The sequence below is a fragment of the Minwuia sp. genome, assembly GCF_048007105.1.
Classification (GTDB): Bacteria; Pseudomonadota; Alphaproteobacteria; order Minwuiales; family Minwuiaceae; genus Minwuia.
Map to the genome: position 1 here is coordinate 2,007,564 of NZ_CP180352.1, position 16,516 is coordinate 2,024,079.

The following is a 16,516-nucleotide window of genomic DNA, read 5'->3' on the forward strand; positions in this document are numbered from 1 at the left end:
GGCTCCGTTGCAGCCGGTGCGGCCGGGCGGCCTACTTCGACAGTTCCTTCATGCCCGCCTCGAGGCCCTCGAGGGTCAGCGGGTGCATGCGGTTGCCCATCATTTCCTGGACCAGCTTGATCGACGGCGTGTAGTCCCAGTATTTCTGCGGTACCGGGTTCAGCCAGATCGACTTCTGGTAGACGTTCAGGAAGCGCCGCATCCAGGTCTCGCCGGATTCCTCGTTCCAGTGCTCCACGGAGCCGCCCGGATAGACGATCTCGTAGGGACTCATGGTGGCGTCGCCGACGAAGATCAGCTTGTAGTCCGACGGGAAGGTGTGGAGCACCTGCCAGCTGTCCACATACTCGGTGTGGCGGCGGCGGTTGTCCTTCCACAGCTTCTCGTAGAGGCAGTTGTGGAAGTAGTAGTATTCCATGTGCTTGAACTCGGTCTTCGCGGCCGAGAACAGCTCTTCCAGCGTCCGGATGTGGTCGTCCATCGACCCGCCGATGTCGAGCAGCAGCAGAACCTTCACCGTGTTGCGGCGTTCCGGGACCATCTTGATGTCGAGATAACCGGCATTGTCGGCGGTGGACTTGATGGTGTCCGGCAGGTCCAGTTCCATGTCCGCGCCCTCGCGGGCGAAGCGGCGCAGGCGCCGGAGCGCGACCTTGATGTTGCGGGTGCCGAGCTCGAGCTCGTCGTCGAGGTTCTTGAATTCGCGCTTGTCCCAGACCTTCACCGCGCGGCGGTGGCGGCTCTCCTTCTGGCCGATGCGCACGCCTTCGGGGTTGTAGCCATGGGCGCCGAAGGGCGAGGTGCCGGCGGTGCCGATCCACTTGTTGCCGCCCTGGTGGCGGCCCTTCTGCTCCTCAAGGCGCTTCTTCAGCTCTTCCATCAGCTTCTCGAAGCCGCCCATGGCCTCGATCTCGGCCATCTCCTCGGGCGTCAGCACCTTCTCCGCGAGCTTCTGCAGCCACTCCTCGGGGATGTCGTGGGTCTCTTCCTCCGACATGAACTCCAGGCCGTTGAAGCATTTGCCGAAGACCTGGTCGAACTTGTCGATGTTCTTCTCGTCCTTCACCAGCGTGGCGCGGGCGAGATAGTAGAACTCCTCCACCTTGTAGGCGGTGACGTGCTTCTGCAGCGCTTCGAGCAGGGTCAGGTACTCGCGCAGCGTGGCGGGAACCTTGTTGTTCCTCAGCTCGAGGAAGAAGTTGATGAACAAACGTGCCTCCCAGCTCTGCCGCCCCCGGGCCTGACCCGAGGGCCTGTGTCGAAGCGGCCGGTCCCGTGCACACACCCTCGGGTCACGCCCGAGGGATACAGGACAGGCCTACTTATTCTGTTCCCGTTTCGCCAGGAACGCGAGCCGCTCGAACAGGTGCACATCCTGCTCGTTTTTCAGCAGGGCGCCGTGCAGCGGCGGAATCAGCTTCTTCGGATCGCGCGACTTCAGCGTCTCCGCCGGCAGATCCTCGGCCATCAGCAGCTTCAGCCAGTCCAGCAGTTCCGACGTCGACGGCTTCTTCTTCAGGCCCGGCACGTCGCGGATCTCGTAGAAGATGCGCATCGCCTCCGAAACCAGTTCGCGCTGGATACCCGGATAGTGCACCTCGACGATCTCCCGCATGGTGTCGTCGTCGGGGAAGCGGATGTAGTGGAAGAAGCAGCGGCGCAGGAAGGCGTCCGGCAGTTCCTTCTCGTTGTTCGAGGTGATGATGATCAGCGGACGCTGCTTCGCGACCACGGTCTCGCCGGTCTCGTAGACGTGGAACTGCATGCGGTCGAGTTCCAGCAGCAGGTCGTTCGGGAACTCGATGTCGGCCTTGTCGACCTCGTCGATCAGCAGGACCGGGCGCTTCTCGACGGTGAAGGCGTCCCAGAGCTTGCCGCGCTTGATGTAGTTGCGGATGTCGTTGACCCGCTCGTCGCCAAGCTGCGAGTCGCGCAGGCGGCTGACGGCGTCGTATTCGTAGAGGCCCTGCTGCGCCTTGGTGGTCGACTTGATGTGCCACTCGATCAGCTGGGTGTCGAAGGCCTTCGCGACCTCGTGCGCCAGAACGGTCTTGCCCGTGCCGGGCTCGCCCTTGATCAGCAGCGGACGCTCAAGGGTAGCTGCGGCGTTGACCGCGACCATCAGATCGTCGGTCGCGACATAGGTGCTGGTGCCTTCGAAGCGCATGTTTTCTCCCCGTCCGCCTTTTTCGAAAGGTGCCTGTCGGCGTGCGACCGGCAAACTAGGGCTACCGGCGGGTACGATCAAGCCTGAGGCCCGGCGACCGAGCCATGTCCGGGGCGCGGTACTCGCCATGGCAGACGAGTTGCTGTAGCTTCCGCCGCAACCATGCGACATCCGATTCGGGAGGAGGGGATGGCCGACCAGTTCGATCAGGCGTCCTTCGGGGCCCTGAAACAGGCCCTGGGCGACCAGATGGTCGAGATGCTTCTGACGAAGTATCTGGCCCAGATGAAAGAGAAGGTCGCCGTCCTGCAGTCCGGCATCGACGCGCGCGACATGGGCGTGGTCCGCCAGCAGGCCCACGATCTGACCTCCTCGTCGGGGTCGGTCGGTCTCGGCGCGATCCGGGACAAGGCCAGCGCCTGCGAGTTCGCCGTCAAGGATGGCGAGGAGGACAAGGCCCTGGAATTCGCCCGCGAGATCGTCGCCATGGCGCCGGAGACCGAGGCCGCGATCCGGGCCGAATGCCCGAACATTCCCTAAGACGTCCGAAAGCGAGACCCGATGGACAAGCGCATCCTGATCGTCGAGGACAACATGCTGGTGCAGGAGGTCTATGCCTCTGCGCTGCAGACGCTCGGCTGCGACGTGATCACGGCCGATGACGGTCATGAGGCGATGGAACTGGCGCACGAGGAAGAGCCGGACCTGATCATCATGGACATCATGCTGCCCGGGGTGTCCGGCCTCGACCTGGTGCAGACCATGAAGAAGGACCCGTCGCTGAAGGACGTCCCGATCATCGTGGTGACGACCATGGCGATGGCCGGCGATCAGGCAAAGATCAAGGCGGCGGGCGCCGACGCCTACCTGCCGAAACCGATCCAGGTCGACGAATTCATCGCTTCGGTTCGCAAGATCCTGGAGGGCTGAGGGGCATGGCGCACTGGCTGGTCACCGGGGGATGCGGCTTCATCGGCTCCCATCTGTCCGATGCGCTGGTGGCGCGCGGCGACGCCGTCACCATCGTCGACGACCTCTCGACCGGCAACCGCGACAACCCGCCGGCCGAAGCCGAGATCGTGGTCGGCGACATCCGGGACGCCGATCTGATGGAGCGGTTGATGGAAGGCAAGGACGGCTGTTTCCATCTTGCCGCCGTCGCCTCCGTGCAGAAATGCACCGAGGAATGGGCCGACAGCCACAAGGTGAACCTGACCGGCACGATCAACGTCTTCGATGCCGCGAAGAAGGCAGGGCGGAAGCCCGTCGTCTATGCGTCGTCCGCCGCAGTCTATGGGGACAACCCGAACGTGCCGCTCACCGAGGATGCCGAGACGAAGCCGCTGTCGGCCTATGGCGCCGACAAGCTGGGCTGCGAGCTACACGGCCGGGTCGCGCACGGCGTCCATGGCGTGCCCAACACCGGCTTCCGCTTCTTCAACGTGTTCGGGCCGCGTCAGGATCCGAAGTCGCCCTATTCCGGCGTCATCGCCATCTTCACCGACCGCATCCGCGCGGGACAGGGGATCACCATCTTCGGCGATGGCGGGCAGGTTCGCGACTTCGTCTATGTCGGCGATGTCGTCCGCCATCTGATCGCGGCGATGGATGCCGGCGGCGGCAGGGGCGATGTCTACAATGTCTGCACCGGCAAGCAGACCTCCGTGCTGGAGCTCGCGCACACGGTCGCCGAGATCTGCGGCACGAAGGCCGGCATCACCCATGCCGAAGCCCGCGCCGGCGACATCCGCACCTCGATCGGCAACCCGTCGAAGGCCACCGCCGCCTTCGGCGTGCCGGCGGAGATGGCCTTCAGGGACGGGCTCAAGCTGACTCTCGGCTAGATGTCGGAGATCTAGCGGGTCTTCAGCAGGTCGCGGATTTCCTCAAGCAGCAGTTCCTGGCGCGGCGGCGGCGGGGCCTTGGCCGGCTCCTCGATCTTCTTCCGCTCCAGCCGGTTCATCTGCTTGATCAGGATGAAGATGACGAAGGCGACGATGACGAAGTCTATCACCGTGTTGATGAAGACGCCGACATTGACGGTCGCCGCGCCGGCCTCCTTCGCCGCCGCCAGGCTGGCGTACTCACCGCCCGACAGGTTGATGTAGTACTCGGTGAAGTCGACGCCGCCCGTGAACATGCCGACGACCGGCATGACCACGTCGTTGACCATGGACGAGACGATCTTTCCGAACGCCGCGCCGATGATGATGCCAACCGCCATGTCGACGACATTGCCGCGCATGGCGAATTCCTTGAATTCCCTCAACATTTTCTGTTTATCTCCAGGTTTTGAAGCACCCGGACGCGGGGTTCGGACAGCAGCCGATACCCCGACGCTTCGAGCGCAACAGCAAGTGTTGCGCCGGCGCGATTGCTGGAGAAGCGGGATTTTCTCGGAGGTCAGTTCTCCGGAAGGGGGTACTTGTCCAGATAGGACATGTAACTGTCCTCGACGTCGATCTGCAGGCTGCCCAGGATTCTGACGACCGCGTTGTAGGTGGCAATGGCCAGCACGAGTTCGATGATCAGGTCGTGGCCCAGATGATCTTCCAGGGCCTTGAAGGTGGCGTCCGAGACCGCGCCGGCCAAGGTCATCTCCCGTGCGGCCCGGCAGGCCAGTCTGGCCAGGGCGTCGAGGTCGCTGTCCCGTCCCTCGGCTTCGGCGATGAGGCCCGCGATATCGGCATCACTGACACCGAAGTCATAGCCGATCTTGATGTGGTGCGACCATTCGTAGGGCGAGCGGGCCAGGTAACCCACGGTGAGTATCGCCAGTTCCCGGATCCGGCCGTCCAGATCGCTCTTGTGGCGGATGTGGTTGCCCAGGTGGGCGAACGCCCTCGCGGCTCTGGGGTTGTTGGCCAGTGCCTTGAACAGATTGATACCCGAGCGCTCCAGCAGCGGCTTGTCGGCCTCGTCCAGATCGTCCTTCGTCAAATACGTCACCCGCGCCATCGGCTTTCCTCCCTCAGCCCTGTGAATCCCGTTCCGGTCCCTGCAGCGTCACGCCGCCGTCGACCACCAGCGTCTGGCCGGTGACGTAGCGCGACTGCGCCGAGAGCAGGAACCGGACGGCCATGCCGACATCCCATCCGGTGCCCTCGACGCCCAGCACCGACGCCTTCGAGCGCGCGGCCCGCGCGGCGTCGCTCATGCCGCGCTGGTAGACCATCGGCGTGTAGACCGGGCCGGGCGCGACGCAGTTGACCCGGATGCCGTCCGGCCCGTGATCGACTGCCATGGCGCGCGTCAGGGCGATCACCGCCCCCTTGGATGCCGTATAGGCCGTCAGTCCGCGCGGCCGGAGCGCCGAGATCGAGGAGACGTTGACGATCGCGCCGCCGTCGCCGCTTTCCATCATCGCCGGAATGGCGTGCTTGGACAGCAGCATCATGGTCTCGACATTGATGCGCATGACACGCTGCCAGTCGGACTGGCTCATCTCGACGACGCTGCCGCGGCTGCCGATACCGACATTGTTGTCGAGGCAGTCGAGCCGGCCGAAGGCGGCGACCGTCGCCGCCACCAGATCCCGGCACTGATCCTCCTGCGCGATGTCGGACGCATGGGCTTCGGCGATGCCGCCCTCGGCGCGGATCATCTCGACCGTGCGCAGGGCGAGGGCAGGATCGCGGTCGGCGACCATCACCTTCGCACCGGCACGCGCCAGCAGCATTGCCGCCGCGCGGCCATTGCCGATGCCGTCGCCCGCCGCGCCGCCGCCGGCGATCAGGGCGACCTTGCGCTCCAGTCCGAAGCTTTCGGTTTCAGTCACAGCCGCGTCTCCTCCCCAGGCACGCCTTGGTGTCAGGCGGCGTCCTTCCGTTTGCGTCCGCTCGCCTTCGCCTTCTTCTTTCCCGGCGCCGGCAGCGCCTTGGAAGCCCGCCGCTTCAGCACCTCGGCAAGATACTGCCCCGTGTAGCTTTCGCCGACCTGCGCCACTTCCTCGGGCGTGCCGCATGCGACGATCTCGCCGCCGCCGGTGCCGCCTTCGGGGCCGATATCGACGATCCAGTCGGCGGTCTTGATGACCTCGAGATTGTGCTCGATCACCACGACCGTGTTGCCGCTGTCGACCAGTTCATGCAGCACTTCGAGCAGCTTCCGCACATCTTCGAAATGCAGGCCGGTGGTGGGTTCGTCGAGGATGTAGAGCGTTCGTCCCGTGGCCCGCTTCGACAGTTCCTTGGCGAGCTTCACGCGCTGCGCCTCGCCGCCCGACAGCGTCGTCGCCTGCTGGCCGATCTTGATGTAGCCGAGACCGACCCGCATCAGGGTCTCCATCTTCTCGCGCACGGACGGGACGGCCCTGAAGAAGTCCAGCCCTTCCTCGACGGTCATCTCCAGCACGTCGGAGATCGACTTGTCCTTGAACTTGATCTCCAGCGTTTCGCGGTTGTAGCGCTTGCCCTTGCAGACGTCGCACTGGACGTAGATGTCGGGCAGGAAGTGCATCTCGATCTTGATCAGCCCGTCGCCCTGGCAGGCCTCGCAACGCCCGCCCTTCACGTTGAAACTGAAGCGGCCCGGCTTGTAGCCGCGGGCCTTGGCCTCGGGCAGTTCGGTGAACCAGTCCCGGATCGGGGAGAAGGCGCCGGTATAGGTGGCCGGGTTCGACCGCGGCGTGCGGCCGATGGGCGACTGGTCGATGTCGATGATCTTGTCCAGCCATTCCAGACCGTCGATCCGGTCGTGCGGCGCCGGCGCGGCCTTGGCCTGATGCAGGCGCCGGGCGAGCGCCTTGTAGAGCGTCTCGATGGTCAGCGTGGACTTGCCCGAGCCGGAGACGCCGGTGATGCAGACGAAGGCGCCCAGCGGCAGGGTTGCGGTGATGTTGTTCAGATTGTTGCCCTTCGCCCCGACAATCCGGAGAAATCGGCCCTTGTGGCCGTCGCGGCGTTTCTGCGGCACCGGCACCTGGGCGATACCGGAGAGGTACTGCCCGGTGATGGACTTCGGCGTCTGCATGATGCGTTCGGGCGTGCCTTCGGCCACCAGTTCGCCGCCATGCAGCCCGGCCTTGGGACCGATATCGATGACGTGGTCGGCGGTCAGGATGGCTTCCTCGTCATGCTCGACGACGATGACGGTGTTCCCGAGGTCGCGCAGGTTCTTCAGCGTCTCCAGCAGGCGGCCATTGTCGCGCTGGTGCAGGCCGATGGACGGCTCGTCGAGCACATAGAGCACGCCGGTCAAACCGGAGCCGATCTGGCTGGCCAGCCGGATGCGCTGGCTTTCGCCGCCCGAAAGCGTGCCGGAATTGCGGCTGAGCGTCAGGTATTCCAGCCCGACATTGTTGAGGAAGCCGAGACGTTCGTTGATCTCCTTCAGGATCCGGCCCGCGATCTCCTTCTGCTTGTCCGTCAGCGCATCGTCGAGACCCAGGAACCATGCGCCTGCGTCACGGATGGAGAACTTCGACGCTTCGCCGATATGCAGGCCGTTGATCTTCACCGCCAGCGCCTCCGGCTTCAGCCGGTTGCCGCCGCAGGCCGAACAGTCGGTGCGCGCCTGATAGGTCTCGATCTCCTCGCGCATCCGCGACGAGTCGGTCTCGCGCCAGCGCCGCTCCAGATTGCGGACGACGCCCTCGAAGCTCTTCTTCGTCTTGTAGCTGCGAAGCCCGTCATCGTAGCTGAACTCGATGGCCTCCTCGCCCGAGCCGTAGAGGATCGCATCCCGCACCGGCTCGGCCAGATCGCGCCACGGTGTGGTCATGCTTTCCTTGAAGTGGCGCAGGATCGACTGCAGCGTCTGCAGGTAGTAGGGCGAGGTCGTCTTCGACCAGGGCGCGATGGCGCCGGCGCGGATCGAGAGATCGTGGTCCGGCACGACCAGGTCCGCATCGACATACATCTCCGTGCCCAGACCGTCGCAGGCCGGGCAGGCGCCGAACGGGATTGTTGAAGCTGAAGAGGCGCGGCTCGATTTCCTCGATGGTGAAGCCGCTGACCGGGCAGGCGAACTTGGCCGAGAACATGGTCCGTTCGCCGCCGTCGGCGCTCTCGGTGATGGCCAGCCCGTCGGCCAGCCCCAGCGCAGTCTCGAAGCTGTCGGCCAGCCTTGTGGCGATGTCGTCGCGGACCACGATCCGGTCCACCACCACCTCGATATCGTGCTTCAGCTTCTTGTCGAGTTCGGGCACGTCCTCGATCTCGTAGAGTTCGCCGTCGACCTTCACGCGCTGGAAGCCCTGCTTGCGCAGGTCGCGGAATTCCTTGCGGTACTCGCCCTTGCGGCCGCGCACGATGGGGGCCAGCAGGTAAAGCCGCGTGCCTTCCTCCATCTCCAGAACCCGGTCGACCATCTGGCTGACGGTCTGGCTCTCGATGGGCAGGCCGGTCGCCGGCGAGTAGGGGATGCCGACCCGGGCCCAGAGCAGGCGCATGTAGTCGTGGATCTCGGTGACCGTGCCCACCGTCGAGCGCGGGTTCTTCGACGTCGTCTTCTGCTCGATGGAGATGGCCGGGCTCAGCCCCTCGATCAGGTCCACGTCGGGCTTCTGCATCAGTTCCAGGAACTGCCGCGCATAGGCCGACAGGCTCTCGACATAGCGGCGCTGGCCCTCGGCATAGATGGTGTCGAAGGCGAGCGACGACTTGCCCGAACCCGAAAGGCCGGTGATCACCACCAGCCGGTCCCTCGGAATGTCGACGTCGATGCCTTTCAGATTGTGCTCGCGGGCGCCACGGACACTGATCGATTTCTGCATGAAGGGAGGACCTGCGGGCAAAGGGAACAGAGCGACAACTTAGGGCGCAGGCGGATCGATTGCGAGTCCCGGCATGGCGGGTGCGCGCATTCAACACCCATGCTTTCCGGGGTGCGGTCGCGGATGAATCTAGAGCTCCGGCTTGCGCCCGATGAACAGCTTTTCGCCGCGGATCAGGCCGTAGCGGACCACGTCTGTGCCCTCGGCCGTGTATTCGTCCACCTCGAAACCGGCAGCGGCCATGCGGTCACGCAGATCGCGGCCGAAATAGCGCAGGTGGCGCTTGCCCTCGAAGTGCTTCTTCCGCTCCTTCATCGAGGCGATGCTCTCATCCTCGAAGGTGGTGTCCCAGCCCTCGATCAGCGGCACCATGCAGAGGAACCGCCCGCCGGGCTTCAGCACGCGGAACAGCTCCGGCAGGGCCCTGGCGTCGTCGACATGCTCCAGCACGTGGCTGGCGATGGCGACATCGACGCAGCCGTCGGGCATGTCGATCTGCTCGATATTCAGCACCTCGTCCGCCTTGCCCTCCCGGATGTCGGCGGTGCGGTAGTTGCCGAGACCGTAGCTGGCCAGGAACGGACGCAGCCAGCGCTCCGGCGCGAAATGAATGACGTCGTCGCCCGACTTCAGCAGGTCGCCGCGCTCCTTCAGCGCCAGCGCCATCAGCCGGTGCCGTTCGACCGATTCGCAGGATGGGCACATCGCGTCGATCCGGGGCGGCCAGCTGTAGGGCAGGAAGCGCCCGGAATAGCCGCAGATCGGGCATTCGCGGTCGTACTGGCCGCGGCTGTACCAGACGGCGCGCTTGATGAAGCGCGCGCGGCCCCGGAGCTTGCGCATGAAGATGCTCATGGCCGGGCGCTTACGCCTTCCCCCGGGAAAGGTCAATCGCGGTGGCGTGGCGGGTGCGCAACCGCTAAGAGTTGGGCAACGGACAGTCGCGGATTCGGGAGGCGAGCATGGCAGGAGGCGTCAACAAGGTCATTCTGGTGGGCAATCTGGGTGCGGACCCGGAAGTGCGCCGCCTGAACGACGGCAATCCGGTCGTGAACCTGCGTCTTGCGACCTCCGAACAGTGGCGCGACCGCCAGTCCGGCGAGCGCCGCGAGCGCACCGAATGGCACCGTGTCGTGATCTTCAACGAGAACCTGGCCAAGGTCGCCGAGCAGTATCTGCGCAAGGGCTCCAAGGTTTACATCGAGGGCCAGTTGCAGACCCGGAAGTGGACCGACAACAGCGGTCAGGAGAAGTTCACCACTGAGGTCGTGCTGCAGCGCTTCCGCGGCGAACTCCAGATGCTCGACGGCCGCAGCGATGGCGGCGGCGGTGGCGGGGGCGGCTATGGCGGCGGCTCCGGCGGTGGTGGCGGTGACTGGGACCGTGGCGGTTCCGGCGGCGGCGGTGGCCGCAGCGGCGGTGGTGGTGGCGGTGGCCGCGACTATGGCGGCGGCGACCTGGACGACGAGATCCCCTTCTAGGGCCTCACGCTTCCCTCAATTCCGCGGCCGGCTTTCGTTTCAGCGCCCGGTGCGCGCCGTACAGGCCGAAGCCGGTCGTCAGCGCAATGGCGCCGATGACCACGACGGCGAGCCGGACAGGCAGCACGCTGAAATCGCCCTGCATCACGAACTCGATGATCGCCCAGGCGGCCAGCGAACCGGCGATGGCGGCGACGACACCGGTCGTGGCGCCAAGCAGCGCGAATTCGAAGGCCTGTATCTTCAGCACCTGGCGGCGGGTCGCGCCGATGACCTTCAGGATGACGGACTCGCGGACGCGCCGCCGGTGGCCGGCGGAGATCGCGCCGGCGAGGACGATCAGGCCAGCGGCCAGCGTGACCGCGGATGCGGACCGGATGGCGGTCGAGATCTGGCCCATCAGCTTCTCGAACAGTTCCATCGCATCCTTCACACGGATGACGGTGACGTTCGGGAATTCGTCGGTCACCGCCCGGAACAACGTCGGATCCGCGGCATCGGTCGCGTCCGCCGTGGCCAGCACGGTGTGCGGCGCGCCCTTCAACGCGTTCGGACTGAAGATCATCAGGTAGTTGATCTGGAATGTGGACCAGTCGATCGTCCGGAGGTTGGCGATCTCGACGGTCAGGTCGCGGCCGAGCACGTTCACGGTCAGCGTATCGCCGACGCCGACGCCAAGCCCCGCCGCCGCCTCGTCCTCGAAGCTGACCAGCGGCGGGCCGTCATAGTCCTTCGGCCACCATTCGCCGGCGACGATCGGGCTGTTGGCCGGCGGTTCGTCGGCATAGGTCAGGCCGCGGTCGCCGCGCAGCACCCAGGCTTCGGACGGGTCCGGCTTCACATCCCTGCTCGGGACGCCGTCGACCGCCGAGATGCGGCCGCGCAGCGCGGGGACGGTCTTGATATCGCTCACGCCGTCGATGGCGCCGGCGGTCGCCATGAAGGGTTGCAACTGGTCCGGCTGGATGTCGACGAAGAAGAAGGCCGGCGCTTCCTGCGACACGCGCTGATCGACCTGGCCGGTGACATTGCCCTCGATCTGGGCGATGGCGGCCAGCAGCGTCACGCCCAGGCCCAGCGAGACCATCACCGACGCGGTGGGGGCACCCGGCCGGTGCAGGTTGGCCAGCGCCATGCGGAAGGCCGTCCGCTTCGGGCCGCCGGTGCGGCGGGCGAGGGCGGCAACGCCCGACGCGGCGGCGCGCAGCACGATGAACGTGCCGGCCGCGCCGAGAATGAACCAGAGCGCGAAAAGCGGCTTGTCCGAACTGAACAGGGTCAGGCCGCACAACCCGACCAACGCCAGCCCGGTGCCGGCGATGAACCCGTTACCCGGCCGCCCCGAACTTTCGGCCATCGCGGCGCGGAACAGTTCCGCAGCCCGCGTCCGGCGCGCCGCGCCCAGCGGCCAGAGCGCGAAGGTCAGCGTCACCAGCACGCCGAACAGCGCCGCCATGGCCAGCACCGCCGGGTAGAGCGAGGCGCTGGGCGGGGCGGGCAGGGCGTCGGCCAGCAGACCGCCGGCAACGAAGGGCACGCTGGCGCCGATCGCCAGACCGATGGCGATGCCTGCCAGCGACAGGATCAGGATCTGGATCAGGTAGATCTTCGTGATGTCGTTGCCGGTCGCGCCGAGCGCCTTCAGCACCGCGATCTGGCGGCGCTTGGCGTCCAGATGCGCCTTGACCGCGTTGCCCACGCCGACACCGCCGACCAGCAGCGCGGTGAGGCCGACCAGCGTCAGGAAGATGCGCAGCCGCTCGAGGAAGCTCTCGATCCCCGGTGCGCCGTTGTCACGGTCGCGGGCGCGCCAGCCCGCATCGGGCAGCGCCTCGTCCATGGCATTCCGGAAACCGTCCACCGGCTCGGTGGCGGGCAGGCCGATCTTGTAGTGCCAGCGGATCAGGCTGCCGACCTGGATCAGGCCGGTCGCGCCCACCGCATCCGAATGCACCATGATCCGCGGGCCGAGCGTCACCGCCCCGCCTGTCGCGCGGTCGGGCTCCTTCTCGATCAGGCCCCGGAGTTCGAACTCGGCCTCGCCGATCTTCACCCTGTCGCCGACTTCAAGCCCCAGCCGCGCCGCCAACAGGGGTTCCGCGACAGCGCCGGGCGTGCCGCCACCGGTGGCGATGGCGTCTTCCAGCGCGCCGCCGCCTTCCAGTACGACCTCGCCATAGATCGGATAGGTGTTGTCGACCGCCTTCAGTTCGGCCAGGGCGCGCGCGTCGTTGCCGACGGCGCGGACGATGGTGCGCATTTCCAGCGTTTCGCCGACGATATCGGCGTTCTGTTCCAGCCAGGCGCGCTCGGCCGGGCTGGCCGGGCGGTGGGTCAGGCGCAGGTCGACATCGGCGCCGAGGATGTAACGGCCGTTTTCCTTCAGGCCGTCGACGATGGAGGAGGTCAGCGAGCCGACGCCGGCAATGGCGGCGACGCCGAGCGCCAGCGACAGCAGGAAGATGCGGAAGCCCTTAAGGCCGCCGCGGAGGTCGCGGATCGCGAGCCGGTACGCGGTCAGCATCAGGCGGCGCGTCCCACGTCGGTGATCTCTTCCGCGTCGATCTCGCCGTCCTTCAGCCGGACGATGCGCTGGCACATGCCGGCAAGCTTCTCGTCATGGGTGACCAGCAGCAGCGTCGCGCCGCGGTCGCGGTTGGCGGCGAACATCAGGTCCACGATCCGCCCGCCCGTGTCGCCGTCCAGATTGCCCGTGGGCTCGTCGGCGAGGATCAGGTCGGGGTCCATGGCCAGGGCGCGGGCCAGCGCGACGCGCTGCTGTTCGCCGCCCGAAAGCTGACTGGGGTAGTGACCGACACGTTCGGAAAGCCCGACCGCGGCGAGTTCCTTCTCGGCCCGCGCGAAGGGATTGGCCTTGCCGGCCAGTTCCATCGGCGCGGCGACGTTCTCCAGCGCTGTCATGGTCGGCAGCAGGTGAAAGGACTGGAACACGATCGAGACGTGATCGCGGCGGAACATCGCCAGATCGTCCTCGTCCAGATCGGTCATGTCGCGGTCCATGAAGGTGAAGCGGCCGGCGCTGACGCCTTCCAGCCCGCCGATCACCGACAGCAGGGTCGATTTGCCCGATCCAGACGGGCCGAGGATGGCAACCGTCTCCCCGGCACCTATATCGAGGTCGATGCCATTCAGTATCTTCACCGGCCCTGCGGCCCCGTCCAGCGTCAGATGGACATCATTCAGACGGATGAGGCTGTCGCCCATGTTTTCTATCCCGGGTTTTGCGGCAGGCATTGCCAATCGATATGGACGGCTGCTGCCTGCGATCAACATGTTGTTGCTTTTGGTTACGCTGCTGGCGGCCGGGCCGATCATGGCCGCCGAGACGAAGCGGATCGTGATGCTGGGGGACTCCCTCACGGCCGGCTACGGGCTGGCGGCCGGCGACGAGTTGCCGGTGCGGCTGGAAGAGGCGCTTGCGGCGGAAGGCGTCGAGGCGACGGTCGAGAATGCCGGCGTCTCCGGCGACACCACCGCCGGCGGGCTGTCGCGGCTCGACTGGGCGGTGCAAGGACAGCCGGATCTGGTCATCGTCGCGCTGGGCGCCAATGACGGCCTGCGCGGCATCGATCCGGCGGACACGCGCCGCAACCTCGCCGCCATCCTCGAACGCCTGAAGCAGCGCGATGTGCCCGCGATGCTGGCCGGCATGCTGGCGCCGCCCAACATGGGCGCCGACTACGGCAAGGCCTTCAACGCCATCTACCCGGACCTGTCCGAAAGCGAGGGCGTGCCGCTCTACCCCTTCCTGCTGGACGGGGTGGCCGCCGAGCCGGCGCTCAACCAGGACGACGGCATGCACCCCAATGCCGAGGGCGCGAAGCTGATCGCGGAACGGCTGGCGGGGCCTGTCGCTGCCGCGCTCGATCAGGAATGATCCGCAGTTCGATTGGACAGAATCGCCTGAGTGGCGTCTGATAGCCGCAGGATAACCGTCATGGGAGCCGCGCGATGGATGTCACGATCTACCACAACCCCCGCTGCTCCAAGTCCCGCGAGACGCTCGGCCTGCTGAAGGACAAGGGGATCGAGCCGACGGTGATCGAGTATCTCAAGACGCCGCCCAGCGCTGCCGAGATCGCCGACATCCTGGCCAAGCTGGGCCGGACGCCGCGGGAACTGATGCGGACTAAGGAAGCGGAGTACAAGGAACAGGGGCTGGACGATCCCTCGCTGGACGACGGAAAGCTGATCAACGCGATGGTCGACACGCCGAAGCTGATGGAGCGGCCGGTCGTGCTGGCCAACGGGAAGGCTGCCATCGGACGGCCGCCCGAATCCGTCCTCGACATTCTCTGAACCCGGACCAGGAGGCCCTCATGCGCCTGTTCGTCGGCATTCCCATGCCGCATGCCGTTGTCCAGCAGCTTCAGCTGTTCAGCGGCGGCATCCCCGGCGCGCGCTGGACCGCGCCCGAGAATTTCCACCTCACCCTGCGTTTCATCGGCGAGGCCGACGGCCACCAGGCCGAGGACCTGATCGGCGAACTGTCGCGCATCCACGCCCCGGCCTTCCCGGTCCAGATCGCCGGTCTCGGCATCTTCGGCGACAAGCGGCGGCAGCGGCAGCTCTATGCCGATATTGCGCCCCAGCCGGCGCTCAGCCATCTGGCCCAGAAATGCGAACAGGTGGCGCAGCGCTGCGGCTTCGAGCCGGAGCGGCGGCGCTTCTGCCCGCATGTGACGCTGGCACGGATGAAGAACCCGGACCGGCGGCGGCTGGACCAGTATCTGGCCACCAACGCCCATCTCCGCCTGCCGCCCTTCGAGGTCACGGGCTTTACCCTGTTCGAGAGCTTCCTCGGCTCCGAGCGTGCGGTCTACGAGCCGGTGGTCGAGTTCGAGCTTTCGACCGACAGCATGACCGTGGCGGCGGAGTAGGGCCATGGCCGACCTTCGCCGGGTTGCCGCGGACACCGGCGCGGAGGACCTTGCCGCCATCGTCGCGGAAGACGGCGCCGCCATTGTCGAGGGCGTGCTGGACGCCGGGGCGCTGGCAGGTCTCAAGGGCGAGATCATGCCCTTTGTCGAGGCGACGCAGCCGGGCCGCGACGACTTCGTCGGGCGGAAGACGACGCGGACCGGCGCACTGGTGGCGCGCTCGGCCGCCTGCCGCGATCTGGTGATGAACCCGCTGGTTCTCGATGGCGCGAAGACCTTCCTGAAGCCCTTCTGCGAGCGGGTGCAGCTGCACCTGACCCAGCTCATCCGGATCATGCCCGGTCAGACCGCGCAGTCGCTGCACCGCGACCGGCTGGCCTGGGGCGGCTTCCTGCCGGCCGAGATCGAGCCGCAGTTCAACACCATCTGGGCCGTGACCGATTTCACCCAGGCCAACGGCGCAACGCAGGTGGTGCCGGACTCGAACGCCTGGGAAACCGGGCGCAGGGCGGAACCGGACGAGATCCGCAATGCCGAGATGGATGCCGGATCGGTGCTGGTCTATTCCGGCTCGGTGATCCATGGCGGCGGCGCGAACACGTCCGACGGCGACCGGATGGGGCTCAACATCACCTACGCGCTGGGCTGGCTCAGGCAGGAGGAGAACCAGTATCTCTCCTGCCCGCCGCAGATCGCGAAGGACTTCGACGCCGACCTGCGTGCCCTGCTCGGCTATTCCATGGGGTCGTACGCGCTCGGCTACTTCACCCCGCCCAGCCCGCCGGGCCTGAATCCCGAGGTCGTGCCGCCGGAATTCCTGTTCAACGGCAAGGTCACCGGCTGGGGTGATGAACTGCGCGAGTCCGTCAGCGAAAGGGCGCGGAAAGGTGAGGGGCGTTAGCCTGTCCGGAAGTGCCGTCATGTTCCGGACCAGGCCCGATATCTCACGCACCGATGACCGCGAAAGCCCTCCCCCTACGAGGGGGGAGCGTTGGGTGGGGGTGGGAGTCGCTGGGACGGTCATCATTCTTCCATTCACGCAGCCGACCCCCACCCGTCGCTGCGCGCCGGCCTCCCCCTGCCAGGGGAGGCACCTCGCCGGGACCAATCCCCTCTGCTGTCCTCTGGCCTGACCCGAGGGCCTGTGACCTGACCTTTGCGCCGGACCGGACCCCCGCGCTCGCGATGCTCGGCGGGGGTGACAGGCTGAAACGGTCATCTCCGATGGCGCTAAGCGGCACTCGGGGATCCG

16 protein-coding genes and 1 pseudogene are annotated in these 16,516 nt (G+C 66.4%); 8 read left to right on the forward strand and 9 right to left on the reverse strand.

Translation table 11 applies throughout. The features are described 5' to 3' along the window. Window positions 1–31 precede the first annotated feature (31 nt). Together ACMVY4_RS09710 and ACMVY4_RS09715 are read right to left on the reverse strand one after the other, a co-directional pair. Window positions 32–1,210, reverse strand: a complete 1,179-nt coding sequence (locus ACMVY4_RS09710) for a vWA domain-containing protein (RefSeq protein ID WP_416899949.1) — start codon at window positions 1,208–1,210, stop codon at window positions 32–34. A gap of 108 nt (window positions 1,211–1,318) precedes the next feature. Beyond that, a complete protein-coding gene (locus ACMVY4_RS09715; protein WP_416899950.1) occupies window positions 1,319–2,167 on the reverse strand; it encodes an AAA family ATPase in 849 nt (282 codons plus the stop codon). 189 nt (window positions 2,168–2,356) lie between these two features. On the opposite strand from ACMVY4_RS09715, the gene ACMVY4_RS09720 reads away from it, so the two are divergent. The 3 genes from ACMVY4_RS09720 to ACMVY4_RS09730 are packed head-to-tail and all read left to right on the forward strand — an operon-like array spanning window position 2,357 to window position 4,011. After that, the gene (locus tag ACMVY4_RS09720) at window positions 2,357–2,707 is read left to right on the forward strand and encodes an Hpt domain-containing protein (protein ID WP_416899951.1); all 351 of its coding nucleotides are present in this window, start codon (window positions 2,357–2,359) and stop codon (window positions 2,705–2,707) included. Between the two features lie 21 nt (window positions 2,708–2,728). Further along, window positions 2,729–3,097, forward strand: a complete 369-nt coding sequence (locus ACMVY4_RS09725; protein WP_416899952.1) for a response regulator — start codon at window positions 2,729–2,731, stop codon at window positions 3,095–3,097. Between the two features lie 5 nt (window positions 3,098–3,102). Next, the gene (locus ACMVY4_RS09730) at window positions 3,103–4,011 is read left to right on the forward strand and encodes an NAD-dependent epimerase/dehydratase family protein (RefSeq protein WP_416899953.1); all 909 of its coding nucleotides are present in this window, start codon (window positions 3,103–3,105) and stop codon (window positions 4,009–4,011) included. Between the two features lie 11 nt (window positions 4,012–4,022). Here the strand turns inward: ACMVY4_RS09730 and mscL are convergent, their stop codons facing one another. The 5 genes and pseudogenes from mscL to ACMVY4_RS09755 all read right to left on the reverse strand — a co-directional run bounded on the left by mscL (window position 4,023) and on the right by ACMVY4_RS09755 (window position 9,737). Next, the gene (gene mscL / locus ACMVY4_RS09735; protein WP_416899954.1) at window positions 4,023–4,439 is read right to left on the reverse strand and encodes a large conductance mechanosensitive channel protein MscL; all 417 of its coding nucleotides are present in this window, start codon (window positions 4,437–4,439) and stop codon (window positions 4,023–4,025) included. A gap of 131 nt (window positions 4,440–4,570) precedes the next feature. After that, window positions 4,571–5,125 carry a carboxymuconolactone decarboxylase family protein gene (locus tag ACMVY4_RS09740; protein WP_416899955.1) on the reverse strand — a complete coding sequence of 185 codons (555 nt, stop codon included), beginning with the start codon at window positions 5,123–5,125 and terminating at the stop codon, window positions 4,571–4,573. A 13-nt stretch (window positions 5,126–5,138) separates the two neighbouring features. Beyond that, the gene (locus tag ACMVY4_RS09745) at window positions 5,139–5,945 is read right to left on the reverse strand and encodes an SDR family NAD(P)-dependent oxidoreductase (RefSeq protein WP_416899956.1); all 807 of its coding nucleotides are present in this window, start codon (window positions 5,943–5,945) and stop codon (window positions 5,139–5,141) included. Between the two features lie 32 nt (window positions 5,946–5,977). Next, window positions 5,978–8,882: pseudogene (gene uvrA / locus ACMVY4_RS09750) on the reverse strand (excinuclease ABC subunit UvrA). A gap of 129 nt (window positions 8,883–9,011) precedes the next feature. Then, the gene (locus tag ACMVY4_RS09755; protein WP_416899957.1) at window positions 9,012–9,737 is read right to left on the reverse strand and encodes a class I SAM-dependent methyltransferase; all 726 of its coding nucleotides are present in this window, start codon (window positions 9,735–9,737) and stop codon (window positions 9,012–9,014) included. A 107-nt stretch (window positions 9,738–9,844) separates the two neighbouring features. On the opposite strand from ACMVY4_RS09755, the gene ssb reads away from it, so the two are divergent. Further along, on the forward strand, window positions 9,845–10,363 hold the full coding sequence (gene ssb / locus ACMVY4_RS09760) for a single-stranded DNA-binding protein (protein WP_416899958.1): 519 nt from the start codon (window positions 9,845–9,847) through the stop codon (window positions 10,361–10,363). Window positions 10,364–10,367: 4 nt separating this feature from the next. Here the strand turns inward: ssb and ACMVY4_RS09765 are convergent, their stop codons facing one another. Both ACMVY4_RS09765 and ACMVY4_RS09770 read right to left on the reverse strand, forming a co-directional pair. After that, window positions 10,368–12,887 (reverse strand): ABC transporter permease, encoded by a 2,520-nt coding sequence (locus ACMVY4_RS09765; RefSeq protein ID WP_416899959.1) that lies wholly within the window; start codon window positions 12,885–12,887, stop codon window positions 10,368–10,370. Beyond that, window positions 12,887–13,588 (reverse strand): ABC transporter ATP-binding protein, encoded by a 702-nt coding sequence (locus ACMVY4_RS09770; protein WP_416899960.1) that lies wholly within the window; start codon window positions 13,586–13,588, stop codon window positions 12,887–12,889. The genes ACMVY4_RS09765 and ACMVY4_RS09770 overlap by 1 nt, the downstream gene beginning before the upstream one ends. Before the next feature lie 67 nt (window positions 13,589–13,655). Between ACMVY4_RS09770 and ACMVY4_RS09775 the strand changes: the two genes are divergently transcribed. The 4 genes from ACMVY4_RS09775 to ACMVY4_RS09790 all read left to right on the forward strand — a co-directional run bounded on the left by ACMVY4_RS09775 (window position 13,656) and on the right by ACMVY4_RS09790 (window position 16,165). After that, window positions 13,656–14,261 (forward strand): arylesterase, encoded by a 606-nt coding sequence (locus ACMVY4_RS09775; RefSeq protein ID WP_416899961.1) that lies wholly within the window; start codon window positions 13,656–13,658, stop codon window positions 14,259–14,261. Between the two features lie 74 nt (window positions 14,262–14,335). After that, complete coding sequence (gene arsC, locus ACMVY4_RS09780; RefSeq protein ID WP_416899962.1) at window positions 14,336–14,683, forward strand: arsenate reductase (glutaredoxin); 348 nt, start codon at window positions 14,336–14,338, stop codon at window positions 14,681–14,683. Between the two features lie 20 nt (window positions 14,684–14,703). Then, on the forward strand, window positions 14,704–15,264 hold the full coding sequence (thpR, locus tag ACMVY4_RS09785; protein WP_416899963.1) for an RNA 2',3'-cyclic phosphodiesterase: 561 nt from the start codon (window positions 14,704–14,706) through the stop codon (window positions 15,262–15,264). Between the two features lie 4 nt (window positions 15,265–15,268). Continuing rightward, the gene (locus ACMVY4_RS09790; protein WP_416899964.1) at window positions 15,269–16,165 is read left to right on the forward strand and encodes a phytanoyl-CoA dioxygenase family protein; all 897 of its coding nucleotides are present in this window, start codon (window positions 15,269–15,271) and stop codon (window positions 16,163–16,165) included. The last annotated feature ends 351 nt before the right edge of the window (window positions 16,166–16,516 follow it).